Source organism: Photobacterium angustum (genome assembly GCF_003026365.1).
GTDB classification, from domain to species: Bacteria; Pseudomonadota; Gammaproteobacteria; order Enterobacterales; family Vibrionaceae; genus Photobacterium; species Photobacterium angustum.
The window spans coordinates 70,677-83,478 of sequence record NZ_PYOM01000021.1 but is presented as its reverse complement, the minus strand read 5'-3'; the positions used below and the strand labels follow the sequence as shown (position 1 = coordinate 83,478).

The window sequence follows — 12,802 nt, the reverse complement described above, 5'->3', positions numbered from 1 at the left end:
TTGGAGCGACACACGAGGTTCGAACTCGTGACCTCAACCTTGGCAAGGTTGCGCTCTACCAGCTGAGCTAGTGTCGCATCACATCTCTTTAAAAGAGATTGGTTGCGGGGGCCGGATTTGAACCAACGACCTTCGGGTTATGAGCCCGACGAGCTACCAAGCTGCTCCACCCCGCGTCCGATTTTGCACCTGTTTTAAGTTGGGTGACAACTATTTTTATTCACCGCCGTAGCCATGAATATTAATTTGGAGCGACACACGAGGTTCGAACTCGTGACCTCAACCTTGGCAAGGTTGCGCTCTACCAGCTGAGCTAGTGTCGCATCACATCTCTTTAAAAGAGATTGGTTGCGGGGGCCGGATTTGAACCAACGACCTTCGGGTTATGAGCCCGACGAGCTACCAAGCTGCTCCACCCCGCGTCCGATTTTTATCGAAAGGAAACAAACACGTTATCTCCTTTCGAGGCTGCGCATTATACGACTAAAATTGACTGATGCAAGGCTTCTGCAGAAAAAAACGAAGAAAGTTCTTCAAGTGCCGATTTAACCATCAAATTGTAAATATATTCTCTCGATAGTAGCGTAATTCATCAATTGAATCGCGAATATCATCAAGCGCTAAATGACTACCTTTTTTATTAAGCCCATCTAATAATTCAGGTTTCCATCGACGCGTTAATTCTTTTAGGGTACTGACATCTAAATAACGGTAATGAAAGTACTGCTCAAGCTGAGGCATATGCTTGTATAAGAAACGACGATCCTGACCAATACTATTACCACAAATAGGTGACGCTCCTTTAGGAACCCACTGCTCTAAAAATGCAATTGTTTGTGCCACCGCTTGTTGCTCTGTTACGGTACTTTTACGAATACGCTCAACTAGACCACTATTTGTATGCGTATTTGTGCACCAATCATCCATTTTATCCAACTCAGCTTCAGGCTGATGGATCGCAAGTACAGGACCTTCCGCTAAAATATTGAGTTGAGGATCAGTAACAATTGTCGCTATTTCAATGATTTTATGGGTTTCTGGATCTAATCCTGTCATTTCAAGATCGATCCAAATGAGATTCTTGTCGCTGATTGTCATTCGATATTGCCTATTTTGTGACTAAACCATGTATGATAATACCGAAAGCTAACCAAATTGAATGATATTCTTGTGGCAAAAAAGAAAAAGCTAACTAAAGGTCAGAGCCGACGCGTCCGCTCAAACCAAAATAAACGCCTAACTCGCGAAAAAAATGACGTCCAATGGGATGAGTCATTATTAGAAAATGCGCGAGAAGGGTTGGTGATCACTCGTTTCGGCCAACATGCTGATGTCGAAGATCCCGAAACAGGCATAATTCATCGCTGTAACTTACGTCGCAGCATTCAAAGTCTCGTCTCTGGCGATCGTGTTGTTTGGCGTCCAGGGGTTGAAACCCTACAAGGTATTGCTGGCGTGGTTGAAGCGGTGCATGAGCGCCAATCAATGCTGACTCGTCCTGATTACTATGATGGCGTAAAAGCAGTCGCAGCCAACGTTGACCGTATTGTTATCGTCTCTGCTATTTTACCAGAGCTATCTCTTAATATAATCGATCGCTATATTATTGCCGCAGAAACTATCGGCATTAAGCCGCTTATTGTCGTAAATAAAGTCGATTTATTGAACGCAGACGAGCGTAAAGGTGTTGAACAAAAACTCGCACAATACGAGAAAATTGGTTATCACGTTCGCCTTGTCAGTACCGATACAGGCGAAGGCTTAGATGGCTTAAAGCAAGACTTAAAAGATCATACCAGTATTTTTGCGGGCCAATCGGGTGTGGGCAAATCAAGTATGGTTAATGCCTTAATGCCTGAAGTTGAAGCCGATATCGGTGATGTTTCAAGCAATTCAGGGTTAGGTCAACATACCACGACAGCGGCACGCTTATATCACTTTGAAGAAGGTGGTGATCTGATTGATTCACCTGGAGTGCGTGAATTTGGCTTGTGGCACTTAGAATCAGAGCAAGTAACAGAAGCTTTCGTTGAATTCCGTGATTACCTTGGTGGGTGTAAATTCCGCGATTGTAAACATAAAAACGATCCGGGCTGTATTTTGCGTGAAGCCGTTGAGAAAGGTGAAATTAGCCAAGACCGTTTCAATAGCTACCATAAGATCATTGAAAGCATGTCGGAAAATGTTGCTAACCGCCAATTTTCTCGTAACAAGCCTGATTGATCCCCCTCCCCTAAGAGAGTGCCTATACTCTCTTAGGGATGCTCTTCATTTTTGGACTCGACTCTCAAACTCTTAGCCACCCATGCAGATAACCTGACTTTCCCCTAAGAGTTAGGTATCATTGCCGATTCGGGTTGTTCTTTGTCTTTGACAGAAGCAGCTAGACTATTGATTAAGTGGTATTTTTCGGAAGATTAATTGTGCTAGATAAGATAAAAATCGGCCTGCAATATTGTACGCCAAAGCATGCGCTAACACGTTTAGTGGGCAAACTGGCTTCATTAGAAGGCGGCAAAGTAACCACAGCGATTATTCGTTGGTTCATCAAACAATACAATGTTGATATGGCAGAAGCACGTAATCCCGATCCTACGGCTTACCCAACGTTTAACGCTTTCTTTGTTCGTGAACTAAAAGATGGGGCGCGTCCAATTAATGAAGATACACGTATCATTAGCCACCCAGCAGATGCTTGCGTTAGCCAACTCGGTCCAATCAAAGAGGGCCGTTTATTCCAAGCAAAAGGTCACTATTTTGATGCTTGTGAACTTTTAGGTGGCGATAAAAATCTTGCCGATGAATTTATGGGCGGTGATTTCGCGACACTATACTTATCACCGAGTGATTACCACCGTGTTCACATGCCATGCGATGGTGTGCTACGCCAAATGATTTATGTACCCGGCGATCTTTTCTCTGTTAACCCACTAACTGCAGAAAATGTCCCTAATCTATTTGCGCGTAACGAGCGTGTTGTGTGTATCTTTGATACCGAATTTGGCCCATTAGCACAGATACTTGTTGGTGCTACGATTGTCGGCAGTATCGAAACCACGTGGGCGGGAACAGTAACACCGCCAACGGGCCCAGAAGTACGTCGTTGGGATTACCCAGCAACAGGTACTGAAGCAATTAGCCTGAAAAAAGGTGAAGAAATGGGCCGCTTTAAGCTCGGCTCTACGGTGATCAACTTATTCCCTAAAGGTACGGTACGTTTTGTAGAGGAAATGAAACCACTACAAATAACACGTATGGGTCAGCCTTACGCAGAGCAAATCTCCCAAGATCTGTAATAATAGATAAAAGAAAAAAGGGCTAATATAGCCCTTTTTTCTTATCCATAATACGGTAAACACTGGGCTCTAGTTGACGACGCCATGTAATCATCGATCAACCATTGCACTAAAGAATATGACATTTCCTCCACTCTCAATACCGTAAACCCGTAACAAAGATAATCTTATTTTCCTTTCTCTCGTATTCGACTTACCATCATACCTATCTAGAATAAATACCGTTATGTCAGTCCTTAACCTGACAACACCAACGCGCCGCTTTTTCACTATATAAAATGCGATATAACAAAGGTTTTCACATGATAAAAAAAGCATCTTTAGTTCTTCTTTCTCTCCTTGCAGGAGTGTCTCTAACTGCACAAGCCGCTGACTGGGGCTATGGCAAAAGCAACGAACACTGGGCTGAAAGCTATCCAATGTGTGGATTAGGTAAAAACCAAAGCCCAATTAACATCACTTCTGCGCTACAAACAAACCTTGCCCCACTGCGAATTAAGTACGACGGAAAAATCACAGATATCACCAATAATGGGCATACAGTGGAAGCACTCGTAAGTGGCGATAATAAGCTGATTGTGGATGGCGATACGTATACCTTGAAGCAAATTCATTTCCATACGCCATCTGAAAACTTAATCAACGGTAAGCAATACCCGTTAGAAGCGCACTTTGTGAATGTAGATGATAAAGGCAACATTGCCGTTATCGCAGTGATGTTTGAAAACGGCTTACGTGAGAACAATGCTCTTAACTCTTTACTCAAAAATATCCCAACTAAAGGCAATACCATCGATTTCACCGATGACCTGAGCCCGAATAACCTTCTTCCTCGCGAGCGAGAGTACTATCAATTCAATGGCTCGCTAACGACACCACCATGTACTGAAGGTGTTCGCTGGTTTGTGTTAGAAACACCACAATACAGCTCTAAAGATCAAACCGAGAAACTGCATCAAGTCATGGGCAATAACAACCGACCAGTACAACCCATTAATGCTCGAATTATCGTTGAATAAGCACGTAATGAGAATTACTTGCATTTAAAACATAAATTCTCTATATTGGATTATTAAAGATAAGACGCCTTGAAATCCTATTTGCGGACTATCTAAATGAATTTAAGCTGTTTTAGGTAAATTTGCGGTCGCCCTGATACCGTCCTCTGTTGATATTTATCTGCATCTTGGACATATCAGTTAAATTTATCTTACGTAATAAAAAAGCACGGTAATGATGATAATTACCGTGCTTTTTTACGTTTATAACAAACGTAACGTCTCAAAAATATTGCCGATTATGCTCGATCAATAGGAAAGGCCGTCACTTTTTCAATGTGATCAAGCCCTAATGCCAACATGATCAAACGGTCGATACCTAATGCGACACCCGCACAGTCAGGGAAGCCAGCACGTAGTGCATTAACCAAATTCATATCAATCGGTTGAGGTTTTAATCCCATCTCCAAACGCTTTTGATTATCTTGATCAAAACGTTGTAATTGCTCATCACCATTTGCTAACTCATGAAACCCATTCGCCAATTCGATACCTTTAAAATACACCTCAAAGCGCTCTGCCACACGAGGGTCCGTGGGGTTAATTTGCGCCAATGCCGCTTGCGAGGCAGGAAAGTCATAAACAAAAGCCGGTACATGCTGACCAATTTTACCTTCAACCCCAATACTAAATAACAACTGTAATAAGGTATCGCGATCGTCTTCAGGTTCAGCAATATCAGATAGCCCTAGCGTTGCAGCCGCCGCTTTAAGTTCCGTCATTGTGCCAGTTAAAGGACACACGCCAAGTTGGTTAATAAACGCCTGTTGGTAGGTCATCTTCTCAGCGGCCCCACAACCTAAAACTAACTGCAGTAAGTCATTCATTTCATCCATGAGCAAATGATGATCAAAGTTAGGACGGTACCACTCTAACATGGTGAATTCGGGGTTATGGTAACGACCAGACTCTTCATTACGAAAAGATTTGCAGATCTGATAAATCGCCCCACTTCCCGCAGAAAGTAATCGTTTCATGTGAAATTCGGGGCTGGTCATTAAAAATAACGTTTGCCCATCAGCATACCCAGGTCCTACAAACTCCGTTTGAAAAGTATGTAGGTGTACATCCGTCACCGTTGCTTGACTCATGGCAGGAGTATCGACCTCCATCACATCACGAGCGGCGAAAAACTGACGAATAACCGCTAACAGATGAGCGCGTTTTTTGAGTTGCTCGATAGATGCAGTAGGTTGCCAAGTAGACATAAACTTTCTTCTTTGATGAAATTGAGTAATGCTCACATTTTATCAGAGCTCAGCAATAAACGTCGCTGATTCCCACAAGAGATCGCAACAAAGTCTCTATATCGGATAGAGATATGAATAAATTATGAAAAAATAGCTTCTCTTTTTTCTCGCTGATGAAAACTTAATGTCAAACCGTTAGTTTTCAACATCCATATCCCCCGCACTAAATCATTTCTTTATTTATCTTTTCTATCATCAAGTTAGAAGAAACTCCCAATAAAAACAAAATAACCACCATACATCTATTAACATTTATTAAACATAAAAACCAACAAATACAAAGAGATGACAATTTTAAAACATGATCGATTGTGACAAATATCACAGGTTTTGTAATCTTCTTACATTTTTTGACCATTTAGGTAAAAACATGCGTCTAAATCAATTTATCTAATCACAGGGTTTCATAGAATGCGCTCAGGATTTCAAGGATAGATGCGCCGCGCGCGTCTTTTCAATTTTTACCGTCTTACCTTCGGAGGATAGCTGTGAAGACTATTACCACAGATATCGCTGTAATCGGCGCAGGTGGTGCAGGCCTACGTTCTGCCATCGCTGCTGCAGAAGCTAACCCAGAACTAGAAATTGCACTGATCTCAAAAGTGTATCCAATGCGTTCGCACACTGTTGCGGCTGAAGGTGGCTCTGCTGCCGTGATCAAGGACGAAGATAGCTTAGATAACCACTTCAACGATACCGTTGGCGGTGGTGATTGGCTATGTGAACAGGATGTTGTTGAATATTTTGTAGAAAACGCCACTCGTGAAATGATCCAAATGGAACAGTGGGGATGCCCATGGAGCCGTAAAGAAAACGGTGAAGTGAACGTTCGTCGTTTTGGTGGTATGAAAGTAGAACGTACATGGTTTGCTGCAGATAAGACTGGCTTCCACATGCTACACACCTTATTCCAAACTTCAATTAAGTACTCTCAAATCAGACGTTTTGATGAATATTTTGTGGTTGATCTTTTAGTTGAAGATGGTGAAGTACAAGGTCTAATTGCTATCCACATGTCTGAAGGTGAGTTGATTTGTATTAAAGCAAAATCAGTGATCCTGGCAACGGGCGGTGCAGGCCGTGTTTACCACTGTAATACTAACGGTGGCATCGTCACTGGCGATGGTATGGCAATGGCGTACCGTCACGGTATTCCACTACGTGATATGGAATTCGTACAATACCACCCAACAGGTCTTCCAGGCACAGGTATCTTGATGACGGAAGGCTGTCGTGGTGAAGGCGGTATCATTGTAAATAAAAACGGTTACCGTTACTTGCAAGACTACGGCATGGGCCCTGAAACACCGGTGGGCCAACCAAAGAACAAATACATGGAATTAGGCCCTCGTGACAAAGTGTCACAGGCTTTCTGGCATGAACAACAAAAAGGTAACACCATCAAGCACCCACTTGGTGATGTGGTACATCTAGATCTACGCCATCTTGGTGAAGAATACTTACATGAACGTCTTCCATTCATCTGTGAATTAGCAAAAGCCTACGTCAACGTGGATCCAGCGAAAGAGCCGATCCCAATTCGCCCTACTGTTCACTACACCATGGGTGGTATTGAAACAAATGGCGAATGTGAAACTCGTATTAAAGGTTTATTTGCTGTGGGTGAGTGTGCTTCTGTCGGTCTTCACGGAGCCAACCGTTTAGGTTCTAACTCATTAGCAGAGTTCGTAGTATTTGGTCGTGTTGCTGGTGAGCACGCGGTTAAACGTGCTGAGGAATTCAAAGGTTGGAATGACGCATCGATCAATGCACAAATTGATGCTGTTCAAGCACGTATTGATGCCCTAATGGCACAAGAAGGTGATGAAAACTGGGCAGAGATCCGCACTGAAATGGGTCACACCATGGAAGCGGGTTGTGGTATCTATCGCCAAGAAGATTTAATGCAGGCAACGATTGATAAGTTAGCTGAGCTAAAAGAGCGTTACAAGCACATCTCAATTCAAGATAAAGGCAAAGTCTTTAACACCGATCTGCTATACGCAATTGAAATTGGTTACGGCCTAGAGGTGGCTGAAGCGATGGCACACTCAGCGATTAATCGTAGAGAGTCGCGTGGTGCACACCAACGCTTAGATGATTGCTGTACTGAACGTGATGATGTGAACTACCTAAAACACACGTTAGCGTTTTACAACAATGGAGATGCGCCAATTATCGATTACAGCCATGTAACGATCACCAAATCTCAACCAAAAGCACGTCTATATGGTGCTGCCGCTGACGAAGCTGCAGCAAAAGACTCTGCTGAAAAACTAGCAGCCACAGAGCAACAAGAGGAAAAGGCATAATGTCAGCGACTCGCATTCAATCAGTTGAAATTCTGCGTTATGACCCAGCAAAAGACGCAGAACCGTACCTAGAAAAATTCGAAGTACCGTTCAATGAAACCATGTCTGTTCTTGATGCGCTTGGTTACATTAAAGACAACCTAGATAAGGATTTATCCTACCGTTGGTCTTGTCGTATGGCTATCTGTGGCTCTTGCGGCATGATGGTTAATGGCGTTCCAAAGCTCGCTTGTAAGAGCTTTTTACGTGACTACCCTAACGGTGTAAAAATTGAGCCTTTAGCAAATTTTGCGATTGAAAAAGATTTAATTGTCGATATGACGCCATTTATTGAGCGCCTTGAAGCAATTAAGCCATACATCATTGGTAACGATCGCACGCCTGAAGATGGTACAAACCTACAAACACCAGAGCAAATGGCGAAATATAAGCAATTTGCAGGCTGTATTAACTGTGGTCTATGTTACGCCGCGTGTCCTCAGTTTGGTTTAAACCCTGAGTTTATAGGCCCTGCGGCATTGACTCTGGCTCACCGTTACAACCTTGATAGCCGTGATAACGGTCAACATGAGCGTATGGAGCTTATCAATGGCGAAAACGGTGCGTGGGGCTGTACATTTGTAGGTTATTGCTCGGAAGTCTGTCCTAAGCACGTTGATCCAGCTGCGGCTGTTAACCAAGGCAAAGTGGAGTCTTCTAAAGATTTCGTTATTGCGATGATCAAACCGATGGAGGCATAAGGATGAGCAATCGTAAACCTTACGTTCGTGAAATGAAGCGTACTTGGTGGAAAGACAGCTCTTTCTATCGCTTCTACATGATCCGTGAAGCAACAGTATTACCTTTGATCTTTTTTACTATCTGCTTAACCTTTGGTTTAGGTAGCCTAGTAAAAGGTCCAGAAGCATGGCAAGGCTGGTTAGATTTCATGGCTAACCCTATTGTGATTATTTTAAATATTCTTGCCTTAGCAGGTAGCCTATTCCACGCATTCACCTACTTCAATATGATGCCACAAGTTGTGCCTATTCGTATTAAAGGCAAATTGCTTGATAAGAAAATTATCATTCTTGCTCAGTGGGCTGTTGTTGCTGTTATTACCTTGTTTGTTCTTGCGATAGTTTAAGGAGTCCGTCGTGGTTAATTTACATCCTAAACGTTCTGACGAGCCAGTATGGTGGAGTCTGTTCGGTGCTGGCGGTACTTGGTTTGCAATGATCACACCGGTTACAATTCTAGTGCTCGGTATTCTTGTTCCTCTTGGCATTATTAGCCCAGAAGCAATGACTTACGATCGCGCAGCAGATTTCGCAACAAGCTTTATTGGTGCGCTATTTGTTATCGTAACTCTATCGCTACCAATGTGGCATGCGATGCACCGTTTGCACCACGGTATGCATGATTTAAAAATCCATGCAGGTGTAGTCGGTAAGATTGTTTGTTACGCATTTGCGTTTTTGATCACCGCCCTATCCATTATTTTTGTATTCATGATTTAAGCTTTATACAAAAACACAAAAAGCACCGCTTGCGGTGCTTTTTTATTATCTAAATTTTATGATGGAGACAGTTTCTAACTTACCTTTATTCCATCAACATCAAAAAATAGAAACAAAAAAGGCCGCTTACGCGACCTTTTCATCGTTAATGATATAACGACCTTATAAACCGATTAATTACTTAACGCGGCTTACGTATTCACCAGAGCGAGTATCAACTTTGATCACTTCGCCGATAGCGATGAATAGAGGTACACGAACAACAGCACCAGTACTTAGTGTTGCTGGCTTGCCGCCAGTACCTTGTGTATCACCTTTAAGACCAGGATCTGTCTCAGTAACTTCTAGCTCAACGAAGTTTGGTGGAGTAACAGCAATTGGGTTACCGTTCCAAAGTGTTAGCGTACAAGTGTTATTTTCAACTAACCACTTAGCATTATCACCAACAGCTTTAACGTCAGCAGCAATTTGCTCAAACGTTTCGTTGTTCATGAAGTGGTAGAATTCACCATCGTTGTATAGGTAATCAAGATCAGTATCGATTACGTCCGCAGCTTCAACTGATTCACCTGATTTAAAAGTCTTCTCTAAAACTTTACCAGAAATAAGTTTACGGATTCGTACGCGGTTGAACGCTTGACCTTTACCAGGCTTAACAAATTCATTTTCGATAATGACACATGGTTCATTATCTAGCATAATTTTCATTCCGCCGCGGAATTCATTGGTGCTGAAAGACGCCATTCTAATCCTCTTAACATCTTCGAGTTGTATTTAATGTCGCATATCATACCCCTAAACGTGCCATCTGTTGAGCAAAACTGGCTTAATGATCTATCGAATGCGATATCTGATCCCTTTCAGTTACTCAAATTGCTCAAAATTGATCCCACACCATGGGAAAATGGCCTCGCCGCAAGGAAACTGTTTGCGCTACGTGTTCCATTGAGCTTTGTTGATAAAATGGAAATCGGCAACCCACATGACCCACTTTTACGTCAAATTTTACCCTTAGAGCAAGAATTCGAAGTTCACCAAGGTTACTCTGTCGATCCCCTAGAAGAGCAGCAGAACGATATTCCAGGGTTACTGCATAAATACCACAATCGTGTATTGCTGATAGTCAAAGGGGGCTGTGCGGTAAACTGCCGTTATTGTTTCCGTCGTCATTTTCCATATAGCGACAATAAAGGTAACAAACATCAATGGCAGCAAAGCCTTGCGTACATCGCCGCCCATCCTGAAATCAATGAAGTGATTTTATCCGGTGGCGATCCTTTAATGGCGAAAGATCATGAGCTCCAATGGCTTGTTGAGCATATTGCAGCAATACCTCATATCAAGCGCCTACGCATCCACAGCAGGTTACCTGTGGTGATCCCTAACCGTATTACTGATAATTTGTGTCAAATACTGGCAGAGACGCGTTTACAAACGATTTTGGTGACTCATATTAATCATGCAAACGAAATAGATGATGCGCTAACCACTGCAATGAAGAAGCTAAAACAAGCCAATGTTACCTTACTAAACCAAGGCGTACTGCTAAAAGGCATTAATGACTCTGTAAAGACATTAACAGACCTTAGCGAAGCATTATTTGATGCAGGCATTCAGCCTTATTACCTTCACGTTTTAGACCGCGTGCAAGGCGCTGCGCATTATATGGTAGATGATGAAACGGCTCGTCAATTAATGGCAGGATTAATCACCCAAGTCTCGGGGTATCTAGTCCCTAAACTCACCAGAGAAATCGGTGGACGAGCAAGTAAAACGCCGCTGGACTTACTGCTTGAATAGGCCATAAACCCAACAGCAACACGAAAAAAGACGATTTAATCGTCTTTTTTTACACCCAAAATAAAACGATCACCTTTTTATTGAAATTACACCAAAAAGATGAACGAGAAATCACAACCACTTAAAGAAACATGGCAGCTCACATATAAGATATTGATTAATAACAATTAAAATATCATGTACAGCTTTTCAAGAAAAATAACAACCGAGCATAAGTAACATGATGTTATTTATACTTACATTAAAAAGAACATCATGTTACTTATACCTCTTCGATAAATAAAATTATCCAAGACAATCAAAAAAAATCATCATTAAGGCTATCGATTTTTTATTGTTTTAAGCGCATAGTCGCGATTCATACAGCAGCATATCTTTAACAAGTTCGCCAAACTTAACGCTGCTGACTATCACCTCTTATTTGTCGCGAGTAACGCAATGAAAATTGGCATTTTGTCGCAAAACGCTAACCTATACTCCACCCGTCGCCTTGTTGAAGCTTGTGAGCAACGAGGACATGAAGCTGTAATTATTAATGCACTGCGTTGTTATATGAACATCAACTCCGTGCAGCCTTCAATTCACTTTGAGGGCAATGATTTAACAGGTTTTGATGCCATTATTCCGCGTATTGGCTCAGACATTACCTTTTATGGCTGCTCTGTGTTACGTCAGTTTGAAATGATGGGTGTCTTCCCTGTCAATCAATCCATTGCTATCTCTCGTTCACGCGACAAACTACGTTCATTACAGTTATTAAGCCGTAAAGGTGTTGGTATGCCTGTTACTGGCTTTGCGAGTAAACCAGATGACGTGCCTGATTTAATCAAAATGGTCGGTGGTGCACCTTTAGTTATTAAGTTATTGGAAGGAACTCAAGGGATTGGCGTAGTATTAGCTGAAACTCAAAAAGCAGCAGAGAGTGTGATTGAGGCTTTTATGGGCCTAAAAGCCAATATTATGGTTCAGGAATATATTAAAGAAGCCGGTGGTGCCGACATCCGTTGTTTTGTTATTGGCGATAAAGTCATTGCTTCAATGAAGCGCCAAGCAGCAGAAGGTGAGTTCCGCTCAAACCTACACCGTGGTGGGAGTGCATCACTGATCCGTATTACACCTGAAGAGCGTAAAACGGCGATTGCAGCAGCGAAAGCAATGGGATTAAGCGTGGCAGGTGTAGATTTACTGCGTTCTAACCGTGGTCCATTAATCATGGAAGTCAACTCATCACCAGGCCTTGAAGGCATTGAAGCCGCAACAGGTAAAGATATTGCTGGTATGATCATCGAATATATTGAAAAAAATGCCAACAAGAGCAAAAGGTTTCAATTAAATCAATAACTTGAAATCGCCGTTGTTATATTTCATAACAACGGCAACTATGAACTAAAATAAAGATCAGCTTTTCACTTAAAATACAGCAAAAAGCAGAACAGAATCATCCTCAAGTAAAAACCTCAATCAACCAATATAACCTATTGATTATAAGCAAATTAATTCCGTACAGCTTTTTAAGCTTTTTCCTCAACAAACTAAAGCTTTTATACCACTGAGTTCTTTATATCTTATTTATTATTAATATAGTTA

12 protein-coding genes and 4 tRNA genes are annotated in these 12,802 nt (G+C 42.1%); 9 read left to right on the top strand and 7 right to left on the bottom strand.

Annotated features, from left to right (window positions below):
- Nucleotide 1: 1 nt before the first annotated feature.
- The 5 genes from CTN01_RS18940 to orn all read right to left on the bottom strand — a co-directional run bounded on the left by CTN01_RS18940 (nt 2) and on the right by orn (nt 1,098).
- Nucleotides 2–77, bottom strand: a tRNA-Gly gene (locus tag CTN01_RS18940).
- Between the two features lie 22 nt (nt 78–99).
- Nucleotides 100–176: transfer RNA gene (locus CTN01_RS18935), tRNA-Met, on the bottom strand.
- A 71-nt stretch (nt 177–247) separates the two neighbouring features.
- Nucleotides 248–323 (bottom strand) — tRNA-Gly (locus tag CTN01_RS18930).
- Nucleotides 324–345: 22 nt separating this feature from the next.
- Nucleotides 346–422: transfer RNA gene (locus CTN01_RS18925), tRNA-Met, on the bottom strand.
- A gap of 130 nt (nt 423–552) precedes the next feature.
- Entirely contained in the window at nt 553–1,098 is a 546-nt protein-coding gene (orn, locus tag CTN01_RS18920) for an oligoribonuclease (RefSeq protein WP_045150157.1), read from the bottom strand.
- 72 nt (nt 1,099–1,170) lie between these two features.
- Between orn and rsgA the strand changes: the two genes are divergently transcribed.
- The 3 genes from rsgA (at nt 1,171) to CTN01_RS18900 (ending at nt 4,315) form a co-directional block, all read left to right on the top strand.
- The gene (rsgA, locus tag CTN01_RS18915) at nt 1,171–2,223 is read left to right on the top strand and encodes a small ribosomal subunit biogenesis GTPase RsgA (RefSeq protein ID WP_039872903.1); all 1,053 of its coding nucleotides are present in this window, start codon (nt 1,171–1,173) and stop codon (nt 2,221–2,223) included.
- 200 nt (nt 2,224–2,423) lie between these two features.
- Entirely contained in the window at nt 2,424–3,296 is an 873-nt protein-coding gene (asd, locus tag CTN01_RS18910) for an archaetidylserine decarboxylase (RefSeq protein ID WP_045129035.1), read from the top strand.
- A 302-nt stretch (nt 3,297–3,598) separates the two neighbouring features.
- Entirely contained in the window at nt 3,599–4,315 is a 717-nt protein-coding gene (locus tag CTN01_RS18900; RefSeq protein WP_045184630.1) for a carbonic anhydrase, read from the top strand.
- A gap of 278 nt (nt 4,316–4,593) precedes the next feature.
- On the opposite strand, the gene epmA is transcribed toward CTN01_RS18900, so the two are convergent.
- Nucleotides 4,594–5,562 (bottom strand): elongation factor P--(R)-beta-lysine ligase, encoded by a 969-nt coding sequence (epmA, locus tag CTN01_RS18895; RefSeq protein WP_045129032.1) that lies wholly within the window; start codon nt 5,560–5,562, stop codon nt 4,594–4,596.
- A gap of 530 nt (nt 5,563–6,092) precedes the next feature.
- Between epmA and frdA the strand changes: the two genes are divergently transcribed.
- From frdA to frdD, 4 genes are read left to right on the top strand one after another with little or no spacing between them, the layout of a single operon-like run.
- A complete protein-coding gene (gene frdA, locus CTN01_RS18890; RefSeq protein WP_045150155.1) occupies nt 6,093–7,916 on the top strand; it encodes a fumarate reductase (quinol) flavoprotein subunit in 1,824 nt (607 codons plus the stop codon).
- The gene (locus CTN01_RS18885; protein ID WP_045084710.1) at nt 7,916–8,656 is read left to right on the top strand and encodes a succinate dehydrogenase/fumarate reductase iron-sulfur subunit; all 741 of its coding nucleotides are present in this window, start codon (nt 7,916–7,918) and stop codon (nt 8,654–8,656) included. The genes frdA and CTN01_RS18885 overlap by 1 nt, the downstream gene beginning before the upstream one ends.
- 2 nt (nt 8,657–8,658) lie before the next feature.
- Nucleotides 8,659–9,042, top strand: a complete 384-nt coding sequence (gene frdC / locus CTN01_RS18880) for a fumarate reductase subunit FrdC (protein WP_005372596.1) — start codon at nt 8,659–8,661, stop codon at nt 9,040–9,042.
- A 10-nt stretch (nt 9,043–9,052) separates the two neighbouring features.
- Nucleotides 9,053–9,415 (top strand): fumarate reductase subunit FrdD, encoded by a 363-nt coding sequence (gene frdD / locus CTN01_RS18875; protein ID WP_107188529.1) that lies wholly within the window; start codon nt 9,053–9,055, stop codon nt 9,413–9,415.
- A 177-nt stretch (nt 9,416–9,592) separates the two neighbouring features.
- Here frdD and efp read toward each other — a convergent pair whose 3' ends face one another.
- Nucleotides 9,593–10,159, bottom strand: a complete 567-nt coding sequence (gene efp / locus CTN01_RS18870; RefSeq protein ID WP_005372599.1) for an elongation factor P — start codon at nt 10,157–10,159, stop codon at nt 9,593–9,595.
- Between the two features lie 33 nt (nt 10,160–10,192).
- Between efp and epmB the strand changes: the two genes are divergently transcribed.
- A complete protein-coding gene (epmB, locus tag CTN01_RS18865; RefSeq protein WP_045084713.1) occupies nt 10,193–11,215 on the top strand; it encodes an EF-P beta-lysylation protein EpmB in 1,023 nt (340 codons plus the stop codon).
- 438 nt (nt 11,216–11,653) lie between these two features.
- Nucleotides 11,654–12,556: a 30S ribosomal protein S6--L-glutamate ligase gene (gene rimK / locus CTN01_RS18860; RefSeq protein WP_045137470.1), complete on the top strand. Its 903-nt coding sequence runs from the start codon at nt 11,654–11,656 to the stop codon at nt 12,554–12,556.
- The last annotated feature ends 246 nt before the right edge of the window (nt 12,557–12,802 follow it).